Genomic DNA, 22,929 nt, shown 5'->3' with positions numbered 1-22,929 from the left:
ATTATCTCCAAGGGTATTTTTATACCAAATCTACATGAAAGGACGGGGCATGAAACTCTCTCATATTTTAACAGGCTTACTTCTACTCCTGGTCTTTCTCTCCATTACCATTGGAACCAGTGATTTTTCTTGGGAAAAATTCTTTGCTTTTGACCAACAGACCTGGCTTCTCTTTCAAGAGTCGCGTCTTCCAAGAACCATCAGTATTCTCCTTGCAGCCTCCAGTATGAGCATGGCAGGACTCCTCATGCAGACCATTACTCAAAATCAATTCGCTGCTCCAAGTACAGTCGGAACCACAGAAGCCGCTAAACTGGGAATGGTGTTAAGCCTCTTTGTCTTTCCGTCTGCGAGTCTGACCCAAAAGATGCTCTTTGCTTTTGGCTCATCCATTTTATTTACCCTCTTTTTCCTGGCCTTTATGACTATTTTTTCTGTAAAGGAAAGGTGGATGTTGCCCTTGATCGGGATCATCTATAGTGGGATTATCGGTTCTGTCACAGAAGTTATCGCCTATCGTTTCAATCTGGTTCAGAGTATGACTGCTTGGACCCAGGGCTCCTTCTCCATGATTCAGACCCATCAGTATGAGTGGCTCTTCTTAGGCCTCATTATCCTGATAGCCGTTTGGAAATTCTCCCAAACCTTCACCATCATGAATCTGGGCAAGGAAACCAGTGAAAGTTTGGGGATTTCTTACTCTCTACTTGAAAAACTGGCCCTTTTTCTGGTGGCGCTAACGACAAGTGTCACCATGATTACCGTGGGTGCCTTGCCTTTTCTCGGAGTCATCGTTCCCAATCTTATCCGCAAGCGCTATGGAGATAATTTGAGTCAAACCAAACTCATCGTCGCTCTGGTCGGTGCCAATCTAGTTCTGGCCTGTGACATCCTCTCTCGAGTCTTGATTCGGCCCTATGAGCTGTCTGTCAGTCTCCTACTAGGAATCATTGGTAGTCTCGTCTTTATCCTACTTCTATGGAGAGGGGGACAAAAGGATGCAGTTTAAAAGCAAACATACCAAACTCTTCTGCCTTCTCATTATTCTGGCCATCGGAGCTTGCCTCCTCTACTTTTGGCCCATCACTCAGCTGTCTGCCTTTGCCTGGAAGCTACGTTCCCAAAAAATCATCGTTTATCTCTTGGTAGCCATCGCGACAGGGATTTCGACCATTAGTTTTCAAACCCTGACGGAAAATCGCTTTCTGACGCCAAGTATTTTGGGAATCGAATCCTTCTATGTCTTGCTACAGACCCTGCTACTGATGTTTGAAAGCAAATTTCTACAGCTTGGAAAGTCTCCTATCTTAGAATTCCTAGTCTTGCTTCTTGTTCAATCCCTCTTCTTTCTCGCCTTACAAGGCTACTTGAAGAAGCTGATGAAGCAAGATCTGGTCTTCATCCTGCTGATCTGTCTAGCACTCGGAAGTCTCTTTCGAAATATCAGTACCTTCCTACAAGTCCTGATGGATCCAAATGAATACGATAAACTGCAAAACAGTCTCTTTGCTTCCTTTCAACATCTCAACACTTCTATCTTATCCATCGGTTCTCTGATTATCCTCGCTTTGACCATCTTTTTCTTTCGAAAAGCAGTCGTTCTGGATGTCTTGCACCTGCAAAGAGAAACGGCTCAGATACTGGGACTCGATGTTGAAAAAGAACAGAGAGAACTCCTCTGGGGCATCGTACTTTTGACCTCAACGGCAACTGCCTTGGTAGGACCTATGGCCTTCTTTGGTTTTATGCTGGCCAACCTCACTTACCTGATTGTCAAAGATTATCGGCACAAGTTGCTCTTTATCGTGGCTATTCTAATTGGATTTATTAGTTTGACCTTGGGGCAAGCCCTCATCGAACGAGTCTTTGCACTGGAAATTCGTATCAGTATGATTATCGAGAGTGTGGGTGGTCTCTTATTCTTTATCTTACTATACAGGAGGGCACGTCGGTGAAACTGGAAAACATTAACAAATCCATTCAAAAACAAGATATTTTGCAAGACATTTCGCTTGAAGTCAGTCCTCAGAAACTGACGGCCTTTATTGGTCCAAACGGTGCTGGAAAATCAACTCTCCTCTCCATCATGAGCAGACTGACCAAGAAAGATCAGGGAATTCTCAGTATCAAAGGTCGTGAAATTGAAAGTTGGAATTCGCAAGAACTGGCTCGAGAGCTTACCATCCTAAAGCAGAAGATCAATTACCAAGCCAAATTGACCGTTGAAGAACTGGTCAGTTTTGGACGTTTTCCCTACAGCCGTGGTCGACTGAAGGTAGAAGACTGGGAAAAAATCCGAGAAACTCTGGACTATCTGGAACTGACAAACTTAAAAGACCGCTACATCGATAGTTTGTCTGGTGGACAGCTCCAACGTGTCTTTATTGCCATGGTACTGGCCCAGGATACAGACTTTATCTTGCTGGACGAACCGCTCAACAACCTCGATATCAAGCAAAGTGTCAGCATGATGCAGATTCTTCGGAGACTGGTGGAGGAACTAGGGAAGACCATTATCATCGTCCTCCACGATATCAACATGGCCAGCCAGTATGCGGATGAAATTGTTGCCTTCAAGGACGGTCAAGTCTTTTGCAAGGGAACGACTGCTCAAATCATGCAGGCTGACCTGCTCAGTCAACTCTATGAGATTCCTATCACGCTGGCTGATATCAATGGCAAAAAGATCTGTATCTATAGCTAGCTATTCTGAATTCATGTTAGAGAACTCTCTGTCTCTTAGCTAACAAGCCTATCTAAGAGACCCCTACATCGTTATCACATTTTAAAAAGGAGAAATCATGAAAACATCCCTTAAACTTTATCTCACTGCCCTAGTGGCCAGCCTCTTGCTCTTTCTTGGTGCATGTAGTACAAATACAAACTCAAGCACTAGCCAGACAGAGACAAGTAGCTCTGCTCCAACAGAGATAACCATTAAAAGTTCACTAGACGAGGTCAAACTTTCAAAGGTTCCTGAAAAGATTGTGACCTTTGACCTCGGTGCTGCGGATACTATTCGTGCTTTAGGATTTGAAAAGAATATCGTCGGAATGCCTACAAAAACTGTTCCGACTTACCTAAAAGATCTTGCAGGAAATGTCAACAATGTGGGTTCCATGGTTGAGCCAGACCTAGAAGCCATCGCTGCTCTTGAACCAGATCTAATTATCGCTTCTCCACGTACCCAAAAATTCGTAGACAAGTTCAAAGAAATTGCTCCAACTGTGCTCTTCCAAGCAAGCAAGGACGACTACTGGACTTCTACCAAGGCCAACATCGAATCTCTAGCAAGCGCCTTTGGTGAAACTGGTACACAGAAAGTCAAGGAAGAATTAGCCAACCTGGACAAGAGCATCCAAGAAGTCGCAACTAAAAACGAAAGTTCTGATAAAAAAGCCCTTGCTATCCTCCTCAATGAAGGAAAAATGGCTGCCTTTGGTGCCCAATCTCGTTTCTCTTTCTTGTACCAAACCTTGAAATTCAAGCCAACAGACACTCAATTTGAAGACTCTCGACACGGACAAGAAGTCAGCTTTGAAAGTGTGAAAGAAATCAATCCTGACATCCTCTTTGTCATCAACCGTACCCTTGCCATTGGTGGGGACAACTCTAGCAACGATGGCGTCCTAGAAAATGCCCTCATCGCTGAAACTCCTGCCGCTAAAAATGGTAAAATTATCCAACTAACACCAGACCTCTGGTATCTAAGCGGAGGCGGACTTGAATCAACTAAACTTATGATTGAAGACGCTCAAAAAGCTTTGAAATAAGCAAGAAAACCCAACATCAGGTGATGTTGGGTTTATTTTTCTTCTTGATTTCGTCTGAGGCAAAAGTGGTCTGGGACGGGGTCTTTTCCTGTTTTCGACCAGGGGTGGCAACGTAAAATCCGAGCCAAGCCCATCAAAACACCCTTGAAGCCATGTTTTTCAATAGCCTGAATCATGTAGTTGGAACAAGTAGGTTCAAAGCGACAAGAGGGTGGAAAGGCCGGTGAGATAAAACGTTGGTAAAAGCGTACTGGCGCTATTAAGATTCGTTTCATTATTTCTTGGTTACAGCCATAGTGTGTAGTTGGCTGATTTCTTTTTTGTTAAGTCGACGGGCTTCCCCCGGACGAAGACCTGTCAAGTCTAAGTGTCCAAAACGTGTCCGTGACAACTTATCCACTTGAAGACCGACAGCCTCAAACATTTTTTTAACCTGATGGTTGCGTCCTTCATGGATAGTCAACTGTACCACAGAGCGATTTTTAACTGGATCCACTTTGAGAATTTCATAAACAGCTGGCTTGGTTTTCTTGCCATCAATCTCAAGACCACGGGTCAAGGGACGGAGATTATCCTTATTGGCCACACCTTTAACACGCGCGACATAGACCTTGTCAATCTCATTACGAGGGTGAATCATCTCATCCGTAAAATCTCCATCATTGGTCAAAATCAAGACACCTGATGTATCCCAGTCTAAACGTCCAACTGGGTAAATCCGTTCTTTGACATTGGGCAAAAGGTCCACAACAGTCTTGCGGCCCTTGTCATCTGTCACACTAGAAATCACACCGCGCGGTTTGTTAAGCAAATAGTAGACCTTTTCTTCGTTATAGATAGGTTGACCTTCAACTTCGACCTTATCTCCAGACTTAATAGTCGTTGCGAGTTCACGCACCACTTGGCCGTTGACCGTCACCAAGCCTTGTTTAATCAGCTCTTCTGCTTTTCTCCTACTGGCCACACCTGCGTGGGCAATATATTTATTGATTCTCATCTTCTTCTATCCTTTCACCAAATAATTGGCTTTCTTGGGCCTGAATCTCAAGCTCATCAATCACTGGCAATTCTTCCAAATGATTTATCCCCATGTAATCTAGGAAATAATCCGTAGTCACATAGAGATTGGGACGACCCAACACTTCTTTTTTCCCGTCTTCTCGTATCAAATCAAAGGCCTGCAACTTAGCCAAGGCCCCACTCGAGTTGACTCCACGGATAGCATCGATTTCTATCCGCGTAATCGGCTGCTTATAGGCAATGATAGACAAGGTCTCAAGGGCCGCCCGAGATAAACTCTGATTGATGGGTGCCTTGGAATATTCCTTCAAAATCGCTGCAAATTGAGGTTTGGTCACCAATCTGTATGCACCACCTGTCTCGATCAGGGACAAGCTCGACTCCTGGTCTTTTTCATACTTTTGGGCTAATTTTTCTAAACTCTGCTGGATGCCTGTCGGGGGAAGCGATAGGAGTTCAGCCAACTGACGAACTCGAATCCCATCTTCACCTGCTACAAACAAGAGCGCTTCTATTTCTGCTAAAGTACTCATCTTTCCTCTCTATCAAGTCTAGCTTTGTGCCTCTTGACTTTCTTCCTTCTTTTCCATGAGATAGATATCTCCGAAACTCTCCTCTTGCACGAGGATTAATTCCTGAGTTTTGATTAACTCTAGGGTTGCCAAAAAGAGGGTAATAACCTCTTGAACATTCTGGGCTTCCTTGAACAAATCCTGCAAACGCAACTGGTCTCGTCCAGTCAAGGACTCTTTTACGATGACCATCATGTCCTCAATCTTATACTCATCCCGCAAAATGGTCGTGTGATTCTGAGCGAATTCCTCTTTTTTCTTGGCTAGGATATTTGAAAAAGCCAAAAAGAGGTCGATGGTCGTCCTGTCATGCACAAGCTCCGCATCCTCGTAAATCAACTCTGTTGGCGCTTTGGAATAGTACTGGGCCCGATCTTGGTGCTTAGCCTCCAAGTGCTCACCCAAGAGCTTGAACTTGCGGTATTCTTCGATTTGAGAGAGAAGGTCCTGCTCCAAGTCATCCTCTAAGTCTGTCACTTCTGCTACCTTTGGCAAGAGCTTGCGGCTCTTGATCAGCATGAGCTGACTGGCCATAACCATATACTCGCCCGTTACTTCCAGACGCATGGCCTGCAGAGTTGAGACATAGGCTAGATACTGCTCGATAACTTCCGTAATGGGCACATCGTAGATATCCATCTGGTACTTAGAAACCAAGTGCAAGAGCAGGTCCAGGGGCCCTTCAAAATCTTTTAATTTAATATCCATTATCTATATTTTTCTAAGGTCAGGACTGTTTTTAATCCTAATTTTTTTGCAATTTCGTACAAATCGACCTTGTTTTCTATTTGTCTTAGAATGAACTGTTCCCGTAGGGCTTGGGCTGATAAGGTTGGGAAACCTTTCTCCTTGACAAAAGATTCTAGCTGACGAAAGGCCCACTGACGAGAATAGGCTTTCCCTCCCCTTTCAAAGAGATAGGTCTGCCCCATCAAGGGTTCCAACTCTGGAATCAAGGTAGTGGGAATGCTAACAATCCTCTGTTGGGAAACCTTGTTAATTCGCAACACCTGAAAATCCAGATTGATATCTGCAACCTTAAGGGATAAAATCTCGCTTGGCAAGAGTCCCATTTCTAGGATTAAGAGCGCTAGCAAGCGTCCCTCTGGATAGTCACTTTCCTGCCAAAAAGACTCTAGGTCTAACAGTTCTGGCTTTTCGGTCTTCTTTTCAGCTTGTTTGGTTAATTCCAGACGGTAAAAACTGTCCACTTCTCCTTTTCGATAGAGAAAGTAGAGAAATTGGTTACAGGCCGAAAGTTTTCGCTTCTGGGCGCTGATTTTTAGGTTGGCTAGTTGGGCTTGGTAAATCTTGAGACTAGTCTCAGAGATTCGCTCACCTACAATGTCTAAAAATTGCTCCAGATCATACTTATAGGACTGCTTGGAATTGGCAGACAAACCCTGCTTTCCCTCTAAAAAGTCTGAAATCCTATCTCTCATTTGCATCGAATCTCATATTCCTTACTAAAGTCATGCAAGAGAGCATTGACGGCCTTGAGGATAGACTTTCGCGTGATGATTCCTTGAAAAATCCCTTCATCATCTACTACTGGCAAGAAGGGTTCATCCACCAGTTTATGGAGGACTTCAGTGATGTTATAGTCTGGAGCTACTACCGCTACATCCGTCTTGGTCATATTGACGATATCTGTCGTTGCCATCTGCTCATCTGTCAAACCTTGCTCCATTTGATAAGCCAAAATGTCTCTCAGACCAATGGTTCCGACAAAGCGTTTGTCAAAGGTCACAACAGGGATACGGGTATAGGTGATTTGGCTCAGCACTAAAATCGCATGGTCAGCATTATGGGTATCAATCAAGGCTGCTAGATTCTCGGCAGGGGTAAGAAAAGTTTCTTCCTGCTCCAATAAAAATGCTTCAAATTCCTTGGCAATCATCGAGCAAACTCCTTGGACAAGCCTGGATAAACCTCATGGTCACGTGTCAAAAAGTCTACTTTGAAATAGCTGTCATCAATCTCCACACGCGCATAGAGACATTCTCTGATAGTCCCTCGTGGTTGGCTAATGGAGCCTGGATTGAGAAAGAGTGTCTTTCCTTCCATCCAAGCATTTGGCACATGCAAGTGACCATAGAGACAGATGTCGGCATCTTCTTCCTGAGCCCAGTAGTCCAACTTTTGAAAGTTGAAATTGATATCAAATAAGTGTCCATGAGTCTGGATGATCTTGGTCGGACCAAGTTGGGTTACCAAACGTTCTGGGTAGCCAGCATAAAAGTCCATGTTGCCTTTGACGACATGGATACCCTCCCAGAGCGGAGAATCGGGACGGAGTTCAGAGTCACCATCGTGAAAAATGGCATCGACTTTCCCCAGATAGCGGTCACGAATTTCTTCCACAATCAAGCTATCGCCATGGGAATCACTCATTACAATGATGGTTTGCTTTGCCATGCTGGAAATACCTCCAAAAGTTTCTTAACGGCTAAGGCGCGGTGAGATTGGCTATTTTTTTCTTCAAGGGTTAATTCAGCCGCTGACTTGCCTGTCTCTCCCACAAGGAAGAGGGGATCATAACCAAAGCCATTTTCACCCTTGGGTTCAAAGTTAATGTAACCCGGCCAGTCAGCTTCGACAACCAAGCTTTCCTTGTTTGGACTAGCTACAACCAGGGTCGTGTGGAATTGAGCCGAACGGTCCTTAAGGTCAAAGACCATGGCCAATTCGTGCAAGAGCTTGGCATTATTTTCACGATCAGTCGCTCCCACTCCTGCAAAACGGGCTGACCAGACACCTGGCAAGCCACCTAGGACATCGACTTTGAGACCTGAGTCATCTGCTAGAACTATCTTACCTGTTAATTGGGAAATGGTTTCTGCCTTAAGTCGAGCATTTTCTTCAAAAGTCATGCCTGTTTCTGCTACTTCAGGCAGGTCAGGATAGTCATTAAGATTTTCCACATCATAGCCTAGCTTGTCAAAGATAGCTCGGAATTCCTTGGTCTTGCCCTCGTTACGAGTCGCAATCAACAAGGTTTCTCTAACTTTACTAGTTTCAAAGAAGGCATGAACATTGACCCCTTCTTTAGGCAATTCTACATGCAGGAGTTGCCCATTTTCAACCAAGAGTAGGGCTCCCTGACGTTGGATGACTTCCAAGTTACGTCCTGCTTCCGCATTTAAAATCTCAACGATAAAGGAGAGCAGACGGTAGTTAGAAGACCAGCGCATCACCGTTATCGTAATCGGAAAGCCGTTTTCCTCGTCCCGAAAAATCCGCGCTAAATCCATAAAATCAAGCTCGAGAGGATCTTTGATAAGGCTATAGATGCCTCCATAGACATCCCAGACACCGACATACCAGTCCTGGTCATCCTTGTATTCATAAATTTTATTTGTCATAAAGTTACATGCTCCACATGAATCTCTTTTTCAAGCCATTCTGCTCCAATCTGGGCAAAACTTTGGCTATTGGCTGTTGTGTAAAAACGATGTTGAAGAGGTCCCGCATCTCGGCTACGATTGATTTCAAAATAGTTCAGCAAAACCGAGATATCCCGTACACACTCTGCCCCACTATCGATGAGCTGAACCTTTGGTCCCATAACATTTTGGATGATAGGGCGAAGGAGTGGGTAATGGGTACAACCCAAAATCAGGCTATCCACCTTGCCGACCAAGGGACGCAGGGTTTCATAGACCACTTTCTTTGTTACACTAGTCGACAGGGCACCAGACTCCACCAAGGGGGCAAACTTGGGGCAGGCCAAACTTTCCACCTGTAAGTCTGGATCCAAATCATGGATTTTTTGACGATAGATGTCTGATTGGACCGTCATAGGCGTTCCAATGACTCCGATTTTCCCGCCTTGACTGGACTTAATAGCTGCCGAAGCTCCTGGCAAAATCACGCCTAGGACAGGAATATCTAGTTGGGCCTTGATTTCTTCCCAGACGACCGCAGTCGCAGTATTACAAGCAATGACAATCATTTTGACATCCTTGGTCAAGAGAAAGTTGACCAACTGCCAAGTATATTCACGGATTTGCTCAGCAGGACGGGGACCATAAGGCGCCCGCGCCGAATCTCCAATATAGACGATTTCTTCATGGGGAAGCTGGCGCATGAGCTCACGAACAACGGTCAAGCCCCCGACACCCGAATCCAAAAAACCAATTGGTCGATTATCCATACAGTCTTCTTTCTAGTCTATTTTCTGATTGATAGTTCATTATGATTCCTTGTCCTAAATGAACGGACAGACAGCTTGATAGAATGGCAACTGCCTCTCTTTTAATCATAATCAAATATCAATAGAATGCAAGGAAAAAGTCTTATCCTTGAGAGCTATTGAACATAGTGAGAAGTCTGGAACTTTCATCCCAGACTTTTCCTATTTATTTCTTTTTATTGTTAGCAAGAGCTGCTTTTTGTTGGCGGATGATTTGGTGGTAAACTTGTTGTACCTTGGCTTCGCTTGGTTTTTGACCATTTGCACTCAAGAGAGCACGAACTGCCTCAGCGTTCAAACGTGGGTTGTCCGCAAATTCTTTTTCGATTTGCTTACGAACCAAGTACATCCCTCCGAGAGCTCCTCCTAGAAAAGCTAGCACAATCAAGATAATTGCTAAAAGTAAATCCATTCTTTTTCTCCTGTTTCTTTTTGAGTCTTCTATATTATACCATAAAGTGACTTTCCTGACCAGTTTGTTTTACGCTTTCAGGGAGGGGGTTAAGCTAATTCTAAGTCAGTCTTACAATCAGAATGAACTATAAAATTACGAATAATTCCACCCTTTCCTCTCTTTCTTCTACTTTTTTAAGAAAAAGCAATCTCAAATATGTTTTTCACCAAAAACCTCTTGACAAATGCTAAGCGACCATTAGAATGGGAGGTAAGGAGATAAATAGAAACAAAATAAACGAAACTGCTTCATAAAATGTAAGCGGTTTCGAACAAACAAAGGAGGGTTTTATGAAAAAACACTTTTGGGACAAATCCTGTCGCTATAGCATCCGCAAGCTGACGGTTGGGACTGCTTCTGTTTTACTGGGGGCTGTTTTTCTAGTCAACCATACTGTAGCTGCAGACAGTGTTGAGGTCAAGCAAACTGAACCAACCTCTGTCGAAGCTATCACTAAGCCTGATAGTGAACCCAAAGCTGCTGAAGCTACTGAAACTACAAAACCGTCTCTAGCCGAGAGCCCAGTAGTTTCCGAAAGCAAGCCAGCTAACGAGACTCAGACGACAAATAGTCAAGCTAGTGAAGAAGCCATTGTAGAAGCTAAAGAAAATAAGGAACCTGAAAAAGCAGATCAGCCTGTGACAAAGCAAGAAAACTATCAACTCAACTACGATCAACCAACAGCTCCCTCCTATGATGGATGGGAAAAACAAGCCCTTCCTGTCGGAAATGGAGAGATGGGAGCCAAGGTTTTCGGACTCATTGGCGAAGAGAGAATCCAGTACAACGAAAAGACCCTCTGGTCAGGAGGACCACAACCTGATAGCACCGACTATAACGGTGGAAACTACAAGGACCGCTACAAGGTCTTAGCAGAGATACGTAAAGCCCTCGAAGCTGGTGACCGCCAAAAAGCAAAACAGCTAGCTGAACAAAATCTAGTTGGACCAAACAACGCCCAGTATGGACGTTACCTAGCCTTTGGAGATATCTTCATGGTCTTTAATAACCAGAAGAAAGGACTAGATACTGTAACTGATTATCATCGTAATCTAGACATCACCGAAGCCACTACGACCACTTCTTACACCCAAGATGGGACGACCTTCAAACGCGAAACCTTCTCCAGTTATCCTGATGATGTCACTGTAACCCACTTGACCAAAAAAGGAAACAAGACACTTGACTTTACCCTTTGGAACAGCTTGACAGAAGACTTGCTTGCTAATGGCAACTACTCTTGGGAATATTCCAACTATAAGAATGGTCATGTCACTACAGATGCAAACGGAATCCTTCTAAAGGGAACTGTCAAAGATAACGGCCTCCAATTTGCATCCTATCTAGGAATTAAAACGGACGGAAAGGTGACTGTTCAGGACGAAACTCTGACCGTTACAGGCGCAAGTTATGCGACCCTCTATCTCAGTGCCAAGACCAACTTTGCTCAGAATCCAAAAAACAACTATCGAAAAGACATTGACCTCGAAAAAACAGTTAAAGGGATTGTCGAAGTAGCTAAGGCCAAAGACTACGAGACACTTAAAAAGGCCCATATCAAGGACTATCAAAGTCTCTTTAACCGCGTTAAACTAAATCTAGGCGGAACCAAGACTACTCAAACGACAAAAGAGGCCCTTCAAGGCTATAACCCAGAAAAAGGGCAAAAATTGGAAGAACTCTTCTTCCAATATGGCCGATATCTACTCATCAGTTCGTCTCGTGATCGGACAGATGCTCTTCCTGCCAACCTCCAAGGAGTCTGGAACGCTGTAGACAATCCACCTTGGAACGCTGACTACCACCTCAATGTCAATTTGCAAATGAACTATTGGCCAGCTTACATGAGCAACCTTGCTGAAACTGCCAAGCCAATGATCAATTACATTGATGACATGCGCTATTATGGCCGTATCGCTGCCAAGGAATACGCAGGTATCGAATCCAAAGACGGACAAGAAAATGGTTGGCTGGTCCACACTCAGGCGACACCATTTGGCTGGACTACTCCAGGCTGGAATTACTATTGGGGTTGGTCTCCGGCTGCTAACGCTTGGATGATGCAGAATGTCTATGACTATTATAAATTTACCAAGGATGAGACTTATCTCAAAGAAAAGATTTATCCAATGCTCAAGGAAACCGCTAAGTTCTGGAACTCCTTCTTGCACTATGACAAGGCCAGCGACCGTTGGGTGTCTTCTCCATCCTACTCACCAGAACACGGGACCATTACCATCGGAAATACCTTTGACCAATCGCTAGTCTGGCAGCTATTCCACGACTACATGGAAGTTGCCAACCATCTGAAAGTCGACCAAGACTTAGTCACAGAGGTTAAGGCTAAATTTGACAAACTAAAACCCCTTCATATCAATAAAGAAGGACGTATCAAGGAATGGTATGAGGAGGACAGTCCCCAATTCACCAATGAAGGGATTGAAAATCACCACCGCCACGTTTCCCATCTAGTTGGGCTCTTCCCTGGTACGCTCTTTAGCAAGGACCAGGCTGAATACCTAGAGGCTGCGCGTGCTACTTTAAACCACCGTGGAGATGGTGGTACTGGTTGGTCTAAGGCTAATAAAATCAACCTTTGGGCCCGTCTCTTAGACGGTAACCGTGCCCATCGTCTACTCGCTGAACAGCTCAAGTACTCAACCCTAGAAAACCTTTGGGATACCCACGCACCATTCCAAATCGACGGAAACTTTGGGGCAACTAGTGGGATGGCAGAAATGCTCCTCCAATCTCATACTGGCTATATTGCGCCATTGCCAGCCCTTCCAGATGCTTGGAAAGACGGTCAAGTTTCTGGTTTGATTGCCCGTGGTAACTTTGAAGTCAGCATGAAATGGAAAGATAAAAACCTGCAAAGCTTGTCCTTCCTTTCAAATGTCGGTGGAGACCTAGTTGTAGACTATCCAAATATCGAAGCTAGCCAAATCAAGGTCAATGGCAAACCAGTCACGGCAACTGTGCTTAAAGATAATCGCATCCAACTGGCAACACAAAAGGGGGATGTCATTACCTTTGAACATTTCCCTGGTCGTGTAACCAGTCTGACAGCCGTTCGACAAAATGGAGTCACTGCCGAACTCACCTTCAACCAAGTAGAAGGTGCTACCCACTATGTCATCCAAAGACAAGTGAAAGACGCGTCTGGCCAAACCTCTGCAACTAGAGAATTTGTAACCAATCAAACTAACTTTATCGACCGATCACTCAATCCTCAACATGCCTATACTTATACTGTAAAGGCTATGCTGGGCGAGCTTTCCACACAAGTGTCTGAACAGGCCACTGTCGAAACCTATAGCGAGTTGATGGACGACCGAGATAGCCGCATCCAGTACGGAGCTGCCTTTGGAAACTGGGCAGACTCAGAATTATTTGGAGGAACAGAGAAATTTGCTGACCTTTCAAAAGGAGACTACACAGACGAAGACCTCACTGCCACCATTCCTTTCACTGGTGTTGGTATCGAAATCTATGGACTGAAATCGTCTGAACTAGGTCTTGCCACTGCTAAAATTGATGGCAAAGAGGTCGGCGAACTTGATTTCCATACTGCTGGGGCAACTGAAAAAGGTAGTCTCATCGGTCGCTTCGCAGGATTATCTGACGGACCTCACACATTGACTCTTAGTGTTAAACGTGAGCACAAAGGACGTGGTAGTGAGCGCTCGAAAATTTCATTAGACTACTTCAAGATCCTATCAGGAACAGGCAACACGATTGAAAAAATGGATGATCGTGATTCGCGTATCCAGTATGCTTCCCAGTTTAAGGACTGGTCTGACCCTGAACTCTACGGAGGCACGGAAAAATACGCTGATATTAACAACAGCGACCCAAATACTGCTTCAGAAGCTCAGGCAACCATTTCCTTTACAGGAACGGGAATTCGTATCTATGGTTTGAAGAGCCTTGCCCTTGGACGAGCGCGTGTGACACTAGATGGCAAAGAAATGCCAAGTCTAGACTTCTACACTTCAGGTGCAACTGAAAAGAGAGCTTTTATTGGCGAATTTACAAATCTTACTGACGGTCCGCACACCCTGACGTTACAAGTTGACCCAGATTCGCCAGAAGGTCGCAAGAAAATCTCTCTAGACTCCTTTGATATCATCAAAGCTCCAGCTGTTGGTTTAGATAGCCCAAGTATCGCGCCCCTTAAGGAAAATGACAAAACCATTTCCTTAAGCCTACCAGCTGGAGATTGGGAAGCCATCGCAGTGACCTTCCCAGGTGTCAAAGATCCTCTAGTTTTGCGTAAGGTGGATGAAACACATCTAGTTACAAGTGGAGATCAGACTATCCTATCAATCCAAGACAATCAAGTTCAAATCCCAATCCCTGAAGAAACCAATCGCAAAGCTGGAAATGCCATTGAAGCTTATACCATTCAAGGTACTACCACAAGCAACCCTATCGTAACCGTCTTTACTAAAAAGGATGAAAAGAAAGTCGATGAGAAGCGACCAACTACAAGCAAGGGGGACGAACCAGCTCCTACTGTTGAAAAAGCTGAATACACTGGGCCTATCGGGACTGCAGGGCAAGAAGTGCCACCCACTGTAGAAATGCCTGAATACACCGAACCTATCGGAACGGCGGGGCAAGAAGAGTCTCCTACTGTAGAAATGCCTGAATACACCGAACCGATCGGAACAGCAGGTCAAGAGGAAGCGCCTACTGTTGAAAAACCTGAATACACTAAGCCTATCGGAACTAGTGGGGATCAGGCTGCTCCAAGCCTTAGCCTTCCTGACTATCCAGTTCGAGTCTTAAAAGATAAGGAGACTGGAGTAGAAATCATCGGTGGAGCCAGCGACTTAGAAGGAATTTCTCACGTTTCTAGCCGACGTGTCCTAGCTCAAGAACTCTTTGGCAAGACCTATGACGCTTATGACCTACAACTTAAAAATCCAACCGATCATAGTGTACAGCCAAAAGGCGCTGTCTTGGTTCGCTTGCCTGTTTCAGCTAGCGTAGAAAACATCTACTACATCACTCCAACTAAGGAGTTGCAAGCCCTTGATTTCACCGTTCGAGACGGAAAGGTAGAATTCATCACTAATCATTTCAGTACCTATGCTGTCGTCTATCAAGCTACTGGAACAAGCTCTAACACAGAGGAAAAACCAAGTACTTCAGATACAGAAACCTTGGCACACGAGGCTGAACAGTTTTCAGCTAGTCCGAGCCCTGCGAAAACTGGAAATCATTCTCCTAAAGAAGAACTTCCAGCAACAGGAGAAGCGTCCAACCCACTCCTCTTCTTAGCAGGACTCAGCCTAGCCCTTACAGCCACTTTTATGTTAAAAGGAAGAAAGGATGACTCAAACTAACCTTTAAGCAAACAAAAACAGGATGAAAATCACCTTCATCCTGTTTTATTTTGTCATCAAAAGTTAGTTTTACAGTAGGTATAAAAAGGCTAAAGTCAAGAGACTTGCTAGAAGCCCAACTCCCCAAAAGAAGAAGTCAACCTTCCACTCGCTCCAAGGATTGCCCTTGCCTGAGAATCCTCCAAGCTCAAAATGGTGATGGACAGGTGTCATACGGAAAATACGCTTTCCACCACTAAGTTTGAAGTAGGTAACCTGCATCATAACAGAGCTTGTCTCAAAGACATAGATAATCCCAATTAGTAAAAGGGTCCATTCTTGGTGGAGGGCCATAGAGATTGCTGCCAGCATCCCACCTAGAGCCAAGCTTCCAACGTCTCCCATGAAGACCTTGGCAGGCTTGTGGTTAAAGACGAAGAAACCTAGCAAACCACCAATCATGGCAAGAATCACAAGAAGGATATCCAGTTGATTTTGCATATAAGCAATCACACCGTAGGCCGATAAGCTAATCACCACTGAAATACTTGCTAAGCCGTCGATCCCGTCCGTCAAATTCACCGCATTTGAAAAGCCAACTAGCCAGAAAAGGGCAAAGAAAATATAGAAAATACCCAGATGTACTTGGTAGCCAAAGACTGAAAGCATGTCGCCACCACGCTCATAAAAGAGGTAGAAAATCACTCCTCCAAGGAGCTGGAGAGCAAGTTTTTGCTTGGGATTTAAACCTTCGTTGATTTTACGAAAGACCTTGAGGAAATCATCCAAAAAACCTACCAAACCATACAAAACCAAGATAAACAAGATCATGCCTACATTGTTGGTCAATTGTTGGGTAAAGAGAGCGACAAGGAAGCTCACAACAACTGCAACAATAAGGAAGACAAGACCTCCCATGGTTGGAGTCCCAGCTTTAGCTTGGTGTTGTTTGACATCCTCGTGCATCTGCTGTCCCGTTATCTGTGCTTTTCGATAAAATCGGATAAATGCTGGAATACCTATCAAGGTCAATAGAAAGGATAGAACTCCAGCACTAATGGAACTAATCATCTTAATCTCCTAAAGTTATTTTCATTTTTTTAATGTCTTTGAGGGCTGTATTGGCACGGACACTTTGTTTCTTGACCGTTTTGCCACTACCTTCCCACTCGACTTCTATATTCAGCCATTTGGCAAATGTTTGCACATTTTCATCTGTCCAGCCGTACATATCAGGCATTTCTTCGACCTTATCTGACAGGATCAAGATCTGCTGATTGGCTTCCAAATTATCTCCTTCAGAAACCGAGAGTTCCTTGATCTTGGTTCCTGTTCCGATAACGATTGGTTGGACAAGGTTACGACGCAATTCTTCTGCTAGGTCACCCGGAGTAAAGTCCTTGGTAGCTGGCATGGCATAGCTTGTCGTCTTGCTGACCTGATCTAAGCTCTTGGCAGTTGACTGAAGATTGAGGGATTCTTTCATAGCAGAAGCTCGCTCAAGGATTGGGTTGGCAAACTCCCCAAGCTGAACACCTGAATAATGCTCTGGCTGTTGCACCGTCACATAGAGGATAAAGTCAGGATTTTCTGCAGGATGCATCGACACAACAGAGAAGATATAGTTGGTTTCACCTGTCAGGTAGCCCCCATTCTTCTCATCGGCAATCTGAGCAGTCCCGGATTTCAGAGCAACATTTTGCCCCGGAACATTGACATTTGGTTTTCCTGTGCTATGGTTGTACATGGTACCGTAGACAGGATCTGTTCCGACCATGACCATGTGCTCCCGAGTAGAGGACGCTGCTGCTTTTGACACAGGATTTCCGACAATTTCCTTTTGAGACTTACGGACAGACTGGTCATTTGGATCATAGAGGGCACTGATAAATTTCGGTTCCAACATAACCCCATCGTTGGCAATAGCTGTAAAAGCACGAAGCATCTGGGTCTGGGTAACAGAGATCCCTTGTCCAAATGAACTCATGGCGATATTGACAATGTTATCAGCAGGCAATTGACCTGTGTACTCATCTGCCAGACCAAAACGGGTCGGCACCCCAAACTTAAAGCGGTTAAGGTAGTCCAGCCAAGTTGTATCCCCCATCTTTTGCTCAAGCAAGGTCATCCCGATATTACTTGAGTGGGCAAATCCTTGAGAGAAGGTCATGGTGCCACCACTGGTCAATCCTTCATTGACGTCCCAGTCTCGAATGGTCGCATCTGCTATTTTCAATTCGCTACTGTTAAAGTATTCGCCACCAGGGAAGGTATTGTTATCAATGGCTGAGGCCAACATCATCACCTTCATGGTCGATCCTGGCTCATAGTTACTTTGATAGAGGATATCACGCCAGACAAAGTCTTTTGTGATGCCATCCTTGGTATCGGCATTGAAGGTCGGCCGTTGAGTTGTAGCCAGGATTTCCCCTGTTTTAGCGCTGACCAAGGTAGCCGTCATATACTTGCCTTTTACCTTTTCCTGAAAGGCATCCATCTGGGTTTCCATAAAGGATTGCAAGGGACTAGAAAGGGTTGTGTAGACATCCTTTCCATCTACTGTTTGTTGAGAAGCTTGATCTGTACCCGGAACAATATTTCCCAGACGATCTTTCTCATAGGTGATGATCCCATCTGTACCCGCCAGAATGTTATTTAAAGAACTCTCCAATCCAGATGTCCCAATCAAACGTTTGGTCCCATCCTCATTTTCATGGAGTTGCGCTAAACCGATAAAGGAAGAAGCAAACTGTCCATTGGGATAACTGCGGTTAGGGCTAGTTGTAAAGTCAACTCCCTCAACGCCAGCTGTTTTAAGGTCATTTTTAATAGCCATCATATTGGCATAGGTGATCCCATTTCCCTTGGTACCAAAAGACACCTGTTTTAGATCTGGCTGAGAAAGTTGTTCCTTGACATAAGACTCCTCCATATCGAGGTATTTATGGAAAATTTCAGCTACCTTATTAAATTGAGAATCTTCTACATAGAGAATTTTGCCTGTTGCTGACTTGTAGGTCTTGTCAATAACAGCATAGATATTATAAGAAGTTGCATCCTCAGCAATAGGCGTTCCATTACGATCGTAGATGGTCCCCCGCTTGGCTGGAATCGTCTTGGTTGTTTGGTGAACCTTTTTGGCCTCTTGAACCAAATCCTTACCAAATTTTTTACCCGTTCCGATAATAACCGCAAAGTTCACCAAAAAGACAGCGAAGAGTATGACAGCCAATAAACTCAGGCTTTTCCCTACTCTTCGGCGATTTTCTTCTGGAGATTTACGGTTACGAACGGCATAACGGATGATTTTTTCTTTCCACTGTTTCATTTCTTACTCCGCTGCTCGGATATTTTCGTTATTCAGCTGCAAATCTTTAGAGTTTGCAATCTCTTTCAAACGTTCTGAACGAATCAATTCATTGACCTCTTGCTTGGCATCATCTAGCTCGGTTTTCTTTTCTTCGATTTGAGCATTGACCTTGGTCAATTCATTCTGAACTTGTAATAGCTTGGTCTGCATAAACACAACGCTAATTGCCAGGATAATCATTGTTGCAGCAATCGAAACATAGAAGGCCTTTTCCACACGTGAAAAACCTTTGAACTTCGTTTGCAATAACTGGCTTGTTTTTTCGATTCTTTCTGCCATGTTTTTCCTCTTACTTGTGAATTTTTCTAGCCACGCGCAACTTGGCTGAATGCGAACGATTGTTGGCTTCTAGCTCTTCAGCACTTGGCAAGATTGGCTTACGGGATACCAATTCCATCTTGGGCTTAAGGTCATCTGGAATGAAGGGCAAGCCTTTGGGAACTTCCACTGTTGAAGCTTCCTTGAATAATTGCTTGGTCAAGCGGTCTTCCAGCGAATGGAAGGTAATGACCGAGATTCTACCATCCAGAGCCAGCATGTCCATGGCCTGCTGGATAGATTCATCTGCAGCGCCCAGCTCATCATTGACTTCGATTCGGATAGCCTGAAAAATCTGCTTGGCAGGGTGTCCCTTTTTCTTGAGCTCCTTGGCAGGCTTGGCCGACTTGATAATCTCTGCCAACTCCGTCGTTGTCTCAATGGGTTTCACCTCACGCGCTTGCTCAATCTTACGAGCTATCTGTTTAGAAAACTTATCCTCACCATACTTGAAAAAGATCCGAACCAAGTCATGATAGTCATAATGATTGACCACCTCATAGGCCGTCAGACTAGCTTCCTGATTCATCCGCATATCCAGTGGCGCATCCTTTTTATAAGAAAAACCACGTTCACGCTGATCCAGCTGAGGACTGGACACTCCCAAGTCATAACAAATTCCATCAATTTCCTGGACACCAGCCTCCTGCAAACGTGCCTGCAAATGACGGAAGTTATCCTTGATAAAGGTTACCATCCCCTTTTCGATATAGGGTGCCAACCGTTTTTGCGCATTGTCAATAGCATTCTGGTCCTGGTCAAAGGCATAGAGATGCCCTTTTTCGCTCAATTTACTTAATAAATATTCGCTATGGCCTGCTCCGCCCAAAGTCGCATCAACGTAGATACCGTCAGGTTTTACGTCAAGCATATCAATCGTTTCATGAAGCAAGACCGTTACATGATGAAATTCTTTTGTCATATCTTATCTATTTTACCACAAATCTGACCAGCTTGCACTTGTCAGACAAGACTAAGTTTCTTCGAAAATAATTCTCAAAAATATGTCATATATACTTGACATCTCATCTCCAAAAGAATATAATGTAGTCAAATATATACGACATATCAGAAAGGAGATCCTATGAATCGTGTGAAAGAATTCCGCAAGGAATTGGGCATTTCTCAGCTCGAGCTCGCCAAAGATATCGGTGTCTCGAGACAGACCATCAACATGATTGAAAACGACAAGTACAATCCAACCCTGGAACTCTGTCTCAATCTCGCCCGCAGCCTCCAAACTGACCTTAACAGTCTCTTTTGGGAAGACGATTTTTAGAAAAGGAGCAAACAAATGAAAAAAGAAACTCTCACTGAAAAACTCATTAAACGCATATACGGTATTTCTGGTCCCCTTGACGAACACAAACGGCACGAGGCCGATCGTATCGGGAATCAGGTCTTTATTGTCCTCTTTTATCTGATGACATTTGGCAATCTTATCCCGCTCGTTCTTGCCTATAAATACCCGCAAATTGTCGCTATCGGCTATCCTCTCGTGGTGTTTGGCATTTCGATGATGGCTGCCCTCTATGTGGTCTCTCAAACCAAGAAAACGGGCATCACAGCTATTGATCCCGAAATGTTAAGTAAGAAAGAAAGAAAGTAAACAACTGCATTTTCCTGGTCTAAAAGCCGGTCTGATCTATGGCATGGGCATGTTCTTTGGAATACCATTTCTTAATACTCTCACAGATGATAGCAAGGATTATCTTGGTTCTCTTTTAAATACAGGGCATTTTGTATCAACTATCCTAGCTACCCTCTTCTTCGGATTTACCATACAAATTATCGTCTCTCTTCGCATTCAAAAGGCCAAGAAAGACCAAGAAGACGACTAGGAGGTGCCTTATGAAATCACTAGCTAGACTACTGATCAGTCATGTTTTTATCAGTATCTTTATTACCTTTTTCCTACTTTCTGGACATATTGAGCATCCTTTCTTGATTATCTTTCTTTTATTCCTTCCTGTATTGAACAAGGGACAGAGATTCCAGAAAATCCAATCAAAAAAAATACGTCTTCTAAACGCATCTCTCTGTTTTATCCTCGTATCCTTTCCACAACTTTTAACAAATCCTATGGATTGGAGATACCTGGTATTTCTAATAATCTGTATCATTTCGAGTTTGGTTTACTTCTATACTCTCTATCAACTCTTTAAAGAAGTCAATCAAAAATCGCTCATTTAGAAGGTTACTCCCATGAAAAAAGAAGAATTCACCACTCGCTTACTCAAACTATTCTTTCACATACAAGGGCCTTTTGATGAATGCCGTCAAGAGATGATTTACAAGGCTTGTGCCCGTGCCTTGATCCAAATCGTTTACTCCTCCCTCCTACTCTTCTTGTTCTATCTCCTATTTGGACACTTCATAGAGTTGGTTCGAGATGCCATGCCCTACCTCTATTTTGGACTTATCTTCGTCCTCTCATCTAGGGCGAGACTAGCAGTTCGCGACTTACATTTAGACAAGGATGACCAGTCCGAAATCCATCACAAAAGCTACAGCAAAAGCCAAATCAACCTTCGTAGTTGGGGTGTATTCATCAGCATTCCAATTAGCTTGTTTGTCTTATCAGCCTTTCACAAACTCTTTGTTCAGCATCTTCCACTCGATACCTTTTGGGATGACCTCTTCCATTTCGATAAAATGCTCCCTTTACTAGTCTTGGGTTTGGGAATTGGTGCCATCTTTGGAAGCATGACCTATGCCTTTTTATCGGAACACGTTAAAAAATAGACCAAGATTCGCTAATTTTTTAATTTATAGGCAAAGAATCCCACCTAGTTCGTTCTAGGTGGGATTCTTTTATTTCTTAACAGAGGTCACAAGTCATTTCCCTTTCATCTTAGAAAGTAGACTCTTTCCAACTCACACTACAATCCAAGACTTGTTGCCTTTCTTCTTGATTGCGGCCTTCAATCTGGTCAATCAAAATCTTTGTAGCCTGTTGTCCTTCTTCAAAGGCGGGCTGAACCAGCGTCGAAACACTTGGAGAAGAAAAGCAAGTCCACTCCGTATTGTCAAAACCAATCAACCCAACTTGTGGCAAGTTATAGTTCAACTCTTTGATAACGGTAAAGACTAGAGGTAGGGCCCAACAGTTAGGAACAAATACCAGAGTTTTTTCATCGGGATTGATTTCTTTTTGTAAAAATTCCTTAATTTGTTCCAAATTCGTATGCTTATCTTCAATGGTTAGACTGGCGTGGCGCATATTAGCATCTGTCAAAGCATCCACAAAACCACTTGCCCGCTCAATCCGAGTACTCAAGCGACTCGTATCCGCTGTAATCAAAAGAAAATGCTCATAACCTTTTTCGATACAGGACTGGGTCATGTCATAAACGGCATCATAGTTATTGGTTTTGACCCAGCTAGTCCGGTGTTCATAGAGCTGACTATCAAAAAAGACCATTTTCTTCTTTTTCTCATCGATGATACGAGAATATTTTCGGAAATTAGAGGTCGGCTGAATAATAAAGCCGTCTACTCCCAAGAGAAGCATGCTTTCAATATACCGGTCCTCACTCTCTTGGCTGTAATTACTATTTCCTATCATTACCTGGTAGCCATTCTGGCTGGCGATATCCTCAATTCCCTTAACAATTTGGTTTGAGAAACTGTTGGTAATATCACCGATCAAAACACCAATTAATTTTGTTCGTTTGGAGTTTAAGCTACGCGCAACAATGCTCGGTTTGTAATTTGTTTCATGAATAACTTTTTCAATCTTTTCACGTGTCTCTCGGGACATTTTTTCATATTTCCCGTTTAGGTAAAATGACACGGTTGTTTTCGAGGTCTGAGCCATTTCTGCAATGTCTTTTATGGTCAGTTTCTTCTCCAATCTAAAACACCTCCTACTAATACTTAGTATAACATATT

23 protein-coding genes and 1 pseudogene are annotated in these 22,929 nt (G+C 43.8%); 9 read left to right on the top strand and 15 right to left on the bottom strand.

All coding sequences use genetic code 11. From position 1 onward, the window contains the following. Positions 1-49: 49 nt before the first annotated feature. The 4 genes from O3622_RS02865 to O3622_RS02850 all read left to right on the top strand — a co-directional run bounded on the left by O3622_RS02865 (position 50) and on the right by O3622_RS02850 (position 3,773). Entirely contained in the window at positions 50-1,009 is a 960-nt protein-coding gene (locus O3622_RS02865) for an ABC transporter permease (protein ID WP_049489962.1), read from the top strand. Beyond that, positions 999-1,955: an iron chelate uptake ABC transporter family permease subunit gene (locus O3622_RS02860; RefSeq protein WP_049489961.1), complete on the top strand. Its 957-nt coding sequence runs from the start codon at positions 999-1,001 to the stop codon at positions 1,953-1,955. The genes O3622_RS02865 and O3622_RS02860 overlap by 11 nt, the downstream gene beginning before the upstream one ends. Next, positions 1,952-2,704, top strand: a complete 753-nt coding sequence (locus O3622_RS02855; protein ID WP_049489960.1) for an ABC transporter ATP-binding protein — start codon at positions 1,952-1,954, stop codon at positions 2,702-2,704. The genes O3622_RS02860 and O3622_RS02855 overlap by 4 nt, the downstream gene beginning before the upstream one ends. A gap of 97 nt (positions 2,705-2,801) precedes the next feature. Beyond that, on the top strand, positions 2,802-3,773 hold the full coding sequence (locus tag O3622_RS02850; RefSeq protein ID WP_049489959.1) for a siderophore ABC transporter substrate-binding protein: 972 nt from the start codon (positions 2,802-2,804) through the stop codon (positions 3,771-3,773). A gap of 32 nt (positions 3,774-3,805) precedes the next feature. On the opposite strand, the gene yidD is transcribed toward O3622_RS02850, so the two are convergent. The 10 genes from yidD to O3622_RS02800 form a co-directional block, all read right to left on the bottom strand. Continuing rightward, a complete protein-coding gene (yidD, locus tag O3622_RS02845) occupies positions 3,806-4,048 on the bottom strand; it encodes a membrane protein insertion efficiency factor YidD (protein WP_371606993.1) in 243 nt (80 codons plus the stop codon). After that, positions 4,048-4,770, bottom strand: coding sequence for a pseudouridine synthase (locus O3622_RS02840; RefSeq protein WP_007519228.1), 723 nt, complete (start codon positions 4,768-4,770; stop codon positions 4,048-4,050). Before O3622_RS02840 ends, yidD begins: the two co-directional genes overlap by 1 nt. Next, a complete protein-coding gene (gene scpB, locus O3622_RS02835) occupies positions 4,757-5,326 on the bottom strand; it encodes an SMC-Scp complex subunit ScpB (protein WP_000105288.1) in 570 nt (189 codons plus the stop codon). The genes O3622_RS02840 and scpB overlap by 14 nt, the downstream gene beginning before the upstream one ends. An 18-nt stretch (positions 5,327-5,344) precedes the next feature. Continuing rightward, complete coding sequence (locus O3622_RS02830) at positions 5,345-6,073, bottom strand: segregation/condensation protein A (RefSeq protein ID WP_000351895.1); 729 nt, start codon at positions 6,071-6,073, stop codon at positions 5,345-5,347. Further along, positions 6,073-6,807 (bottom strand): site-specific tyrosine recombinase XerD, encoded by a 735-nt coding sequence (gene xerD / locus O3622_RS02825; RefSeq protein ID WP_371606992.1) that lies wholly within the window; start codon positions 6,805-6,807, stop codon positions 6,073-6,075. Before xerD ends, O3622_RS02830 begins: the two co-directional genes overlap by 1 nt. Then, on the bottom strand, positions 6,804-7,265 hold the full coding sequence (cbpB, locus tag O3622_RS02820; protein ID WP_000560696.1) for a cyclic-di-AMP-binding protein CbpB: 462 nt from the start codon (positions 7,263-7,265) through the stop codon (positions 6,804-6,806). Before cbpB ends, xerD begins: the two co-directional genes overlap by 4 nt. Continuing rightward, positions 7,262-7,783 carry a metallophosphoesterase gene (locus O3622_RS02815; protein WP_001118939.1) on the bottom strand — a complete coding sequence of 174 codons (522 nt, stop codon included), beginning with the start codon at positions 7,781-7,783 and terminating at the stop codon, positions 7,262-7,264. The genes cbpB and O3622_RS02815 overlap by 4 nt, the downstream gene beginning before the upstream one ends. After that, positions 7,759-8,730, bottom strand: a complete 972-nt coding sequence (locus O3622_RS02810; protein WP_371606991.1) for a nucleoside-triphosphate diphosphatase — start codon at positions 8,728-8,730, stop codon at positions 7,759-7,761. The genes O3622_RS02815 and O3622_RS02810 overlap by 25 nt, the downstream gene beginning before the upstream one ends. Next, positions 8,727-9,521, bottom strand: coding sequence for a glutamate racemase (gene racE / locus O3622_RS02805; RefSeq protein WP_000370379.1), 795 nt, complete (start codon positions 9,519-9,521; stop codon positions 8,727-8,729). Before racE ends, O3622_RS02810 begins: the two co-directional genes overlap by 4 nt. A 205-nt stretch (positions 9,522-9,726) precedes the next feature. Then, positions 9,727-9,972 (bottom strand): YneF family protein, encoded by a 246-nt coding sequence (locus tag O3622_RS02800; protein ID WP_000364980.1) that lies wholly within the window; start codon positions 9,970-9,972, stop codon positions 9,727-9,729. Positions 9,973-10,304: 332 nt separating this feature from the next. Between O3622_RS02800 and O3622_RS02795 the strand changes: the two genes are divergently transcribed. Next, on the top strand, positions 10,305-15,368 hold the full coding sequence (locus tag O3622_RS02795; protein ID WP_371606989.1) for an SIALI-17 repeat-containing surface protein: 5,064 nt from the start codon (positions 10,305-10,307) through the stop codon (positions 15,366-15,368). Between the two features lie 69 nt (positions 15,369-15,437). Here O3622_RS02795 and mraY read toward each other — a convergent pair whose 3' ends face one another. Genes mraY through rsmH form a run of 4 tightly spaced genes read right to left on the bottom strand, consistent with a single transcriptional unit; the run spans position 15,438 to position 19,957 of the window. Continuing rightward, positions 15,438-16,418 carry a phospho-N-acetylmuramoyl-pentapeptide-transferase gene (mraY, locus tag O3622_RS02790; protein WP_084942793.1) on the bottom strand — a complete coding sequence of 327 codons (981 nt, stop codon included), beginning with the start codon at positions 16,416-16,418 and terminating at the stop codon, positions 15,438-15,440. Between the two features lies 1 nt (position 16,419). Next, complete coding sequence (gene pbp2X / locus O3622_RS02785; protein WP_371606988.1) at positions 16,420-18,675, bottom strand: penicillin-binding protein PBP2X; 2,256 nt, start codon at positions 18,673-18,675, stop codon at positions 16,420-16,422. A gap of 3 nt (positions 18,676-18,678) precedes the next feature. Beyond that, a complete protein-coding gene (gene ftsL / locus O3622_RS02780; RefSeq protein WP_000840795.1) occupies positions 18,679-18,996 on the bottom strand; it encodes a cell division protein FtsL in 318 nt (105 codons plus the stop codon). A gap of 10 nt (positions 18,997-19,006) precedes the next feature. After that, on the bottom strand, positions 19,007-19,957 hold the full coding sequence (gene rsmH, locus O3622_RS02775) for a 16S rRNA (cytosine(1402)-N(4))-methyltransferase RsmH (protein ID WP_000159388.1): 951 nt from the start codon (positions 19,955-19,957) through the stop codon (positions 19,007-19,009). Between the two features lie 162 nt (positions 19,958-20,119). On the opposite strand from rsmH, the gene O3622_RS02770 reads away from it, so the two are divergent. The 4 genes and pseudogenes from O3622_RS02770 (at position 20,120) to O3622_RS02755 (ending at position 21,780) form a co-directional block, all read left to right on the top strand. After that, positions 20,120-20,314, top strand: a complete 195-nt coding sequence (locus O3622_RS02770; protein ID WP_001082470.1) for a helix-turn-helix transcriptional regulator — start codon at positions 20,120-20,122, stop codon at positions 20,312-20,314. A 15-nt stretch (positions 20,315-20,329) separates the two neighbouring features. Continuing rightward, positions 20,330-20,876: pseudogene (locus tag O3622_RS02765) on the top strand (DUF3278 domain-containing protein). A gap of 10 nt (positions 20,877-20,886) precedes the next feature. Beyond that, on the top strand, positions 20,887-21,228 hold the full coding sequence (locus O3622_RS02760; protein WP_371606987.1) for a hypothetical protein: 342 nt from the start codon (positions 20,887-20,889) through the stop codon (positions 21,226-21,228). A gap of 12 nt (positions 21,229-21,240) precedes the next feature. Next, positions 21,241-21,780 carry a DUF3278 domain-containing protein gene (locus tag O3622_RS02755; RefSeq protein ID WP_371606986.1) on the top strand — a complete coding sequence of 180 codons (540 nt, stop codon included), beginning with the start codon at positions 21,241-21,243 and terminating at the stop codon, positions 21,778-21,780. A 109-nt stretch (positions 21,781-21,889) separates the two neighbouring features. Here O3622_RS02755 and O3622_RS02750 read toward each other — a convergent pair whose 3' ends face one another. Continuing rightward, positions 21,890-22,891, bottom strand: a complete 1,002-nt coding sequence (locus O3622_RS02750) for a LacI family DNA-binding transcriptional regulator (RefSeq protein WP_000412460.1) — start codon at positions 22,889-22,891, stop codon at positions 21,890-21,892. Positions 22,892-22,929: the final 38 nt, after the last annotated feature.

The sequence above is a fragment of the Streptococcus sp. 27098_8_51 genome, assembly GCF_041432205.1.
Taxonomy (GTDB): Bacteria; Bacillota; Bacilli; order Lactobacillales; family Streptococcaceae; genus Streptococcus.
The sequence above is the reverse complement of the archived record's forward strand: the minus strand, read 5'-3'. Positions and strand labels throughout refer to the sequence as shown.

Bases quoted from the DNA above. Each gene is read 5' to 3' on its own strand.
- mraY (WP_084942793.1), bottom strand. From the start codon at position 16,418: ATGATTAGTTCCATTAGTGCTGGAGTTCTATCCTTTCTATTGACCTTG.
- O3622_RS02815 (WP_001118939.1), bottom strand. From the start codon at position 7,783: ATGGCAAAGCAAACCATCATTGTAATGAGTGATTCCCATGGCGATAGC.
- yidD (WP_371606993.1), bottom strand. From the start codon at position 4,048: ATGAAACGAATCTTAATAGCGCCAGTACGCTTTTACCAACGTTTTATC.
- O3622_RS02810 (WP_371606991.1), bottom strand. From the start codon at position 8,730: ATGACAAATAAAATTTATGAATACAAGGATGACCAGGACTGGTATGTC.
- O3622_RS02830 (WP_000351895.1), bottom strand. From the start codon at position 6,073: ATGGATATTAAATTAAAAGATTTTGAAGGGCCCCTGGACCTGCTCTTG.
- racE (WP_000370379.1), bottom strand. From the start codon at position 9,521: ATGGATAATCGACCAATTGGTTTTTTGGATTCGGGTGTCGGGGGCTTG.
- O3622_RS02755 (WP_371606986.1), top strand. From the start codon at position 21,241: ATGAAAAAAGAAGAATTCACCACTCGCTTACTCAAACTATTCTTTCAC.
- O3622_RS02860 (WP_049489961.1), top strand. From the start codon at position 999: ATGCAGTTTAAAAGCAAACATACCAAACTCTTCTGCCTTCTCATTATT.
- rsmH (WP_000159388.1), bottom strand. From the start codon at position 19,957: ATGACAAAAGAATTTCATCATGTAACGGTCTTGCTTCATGAAACGATT.
- O3622_RS02865 (WP_049489962.1), top strand. From the start codon at position 50: ATGAAACTCTCTCATATTTTAACAGGCTTACTTCTACTCCTGGTCTTT.
- O3622_RS02850 (WP_049489959.1), top strand. From the start codon at position 2,802: ATGAAAACATCCCTTAAACTTTATCTCACTGCCCTAGTGGCCAGCCTC.
- O3622_RS02760 (WP_371606987.1), top strand. From the start codon at position 20,887: ATGAAATCACTAGCTAGACTACTGATCAGTCATGTTTTTATCAGTATC.
- scpB (WP_000105288.1), bottom strand. From the start codon at position 5,326: ATGAGTACTTTAGCAGAAATAGAAGCGCTCTTGTTTGTAGCAGGTGAA.
- O3622_RS02840 (WP_007519228.1), bottom strand. From the start codon at position 4,770: ATGAGAATCAATAAATATATTGCCCACGCAGGTGTGGCCAGTAGGAGA.
- xerD (WP_371606992.1), bottom strand. From the start codon at position 6,807: ATGAGAGATAGGATTTCAGACTTTTTAGAGGGAAAGCAGGGTTTGTCT.
- O3622_RS02795 (WP_371606989.1), top strand. From the start codon at position 10,305: ATGAAAAAACACTTTTGGGACAAATCCTGTCGCTATAGCATCCGCAAG.
- O3622_RS02800 (WP_000364980.1), bottom strand. From the start codon at position 9,972: ATGGATTTACTTTTAGCAATTATCTTGATTGTGCTAGCTTTTCTAGGA.
- ftsL (WP_000840795.1), bottom strand. From the start codon at position 18,996: ATGGCAGAAAGAATCGAAAAAACAAGCCAGTTATTGCAAACGAAGTTC.
- O3622_RS02770 (WP_001082470.1), top strand. From the start codon at position 20,120: ATGAATCGTGTGAAAGAATTCCGCAAGGAATTGGGCATTTCTCAGCTC.
- cbpB (WP_000560696.1), bottom strand. From the start codon at position 7,265: ATGATTGCCAAGGAATTTGAAGCATTTTTATTGGAGCAGGAAGAAACT.
- pbp2X (WP_371606988.1), bottom strand. From the start codon at position 18,675: ATGAAACAGTGGAAAGAAAAAATCATCCGTTATGCCGTTCGTAACCGT.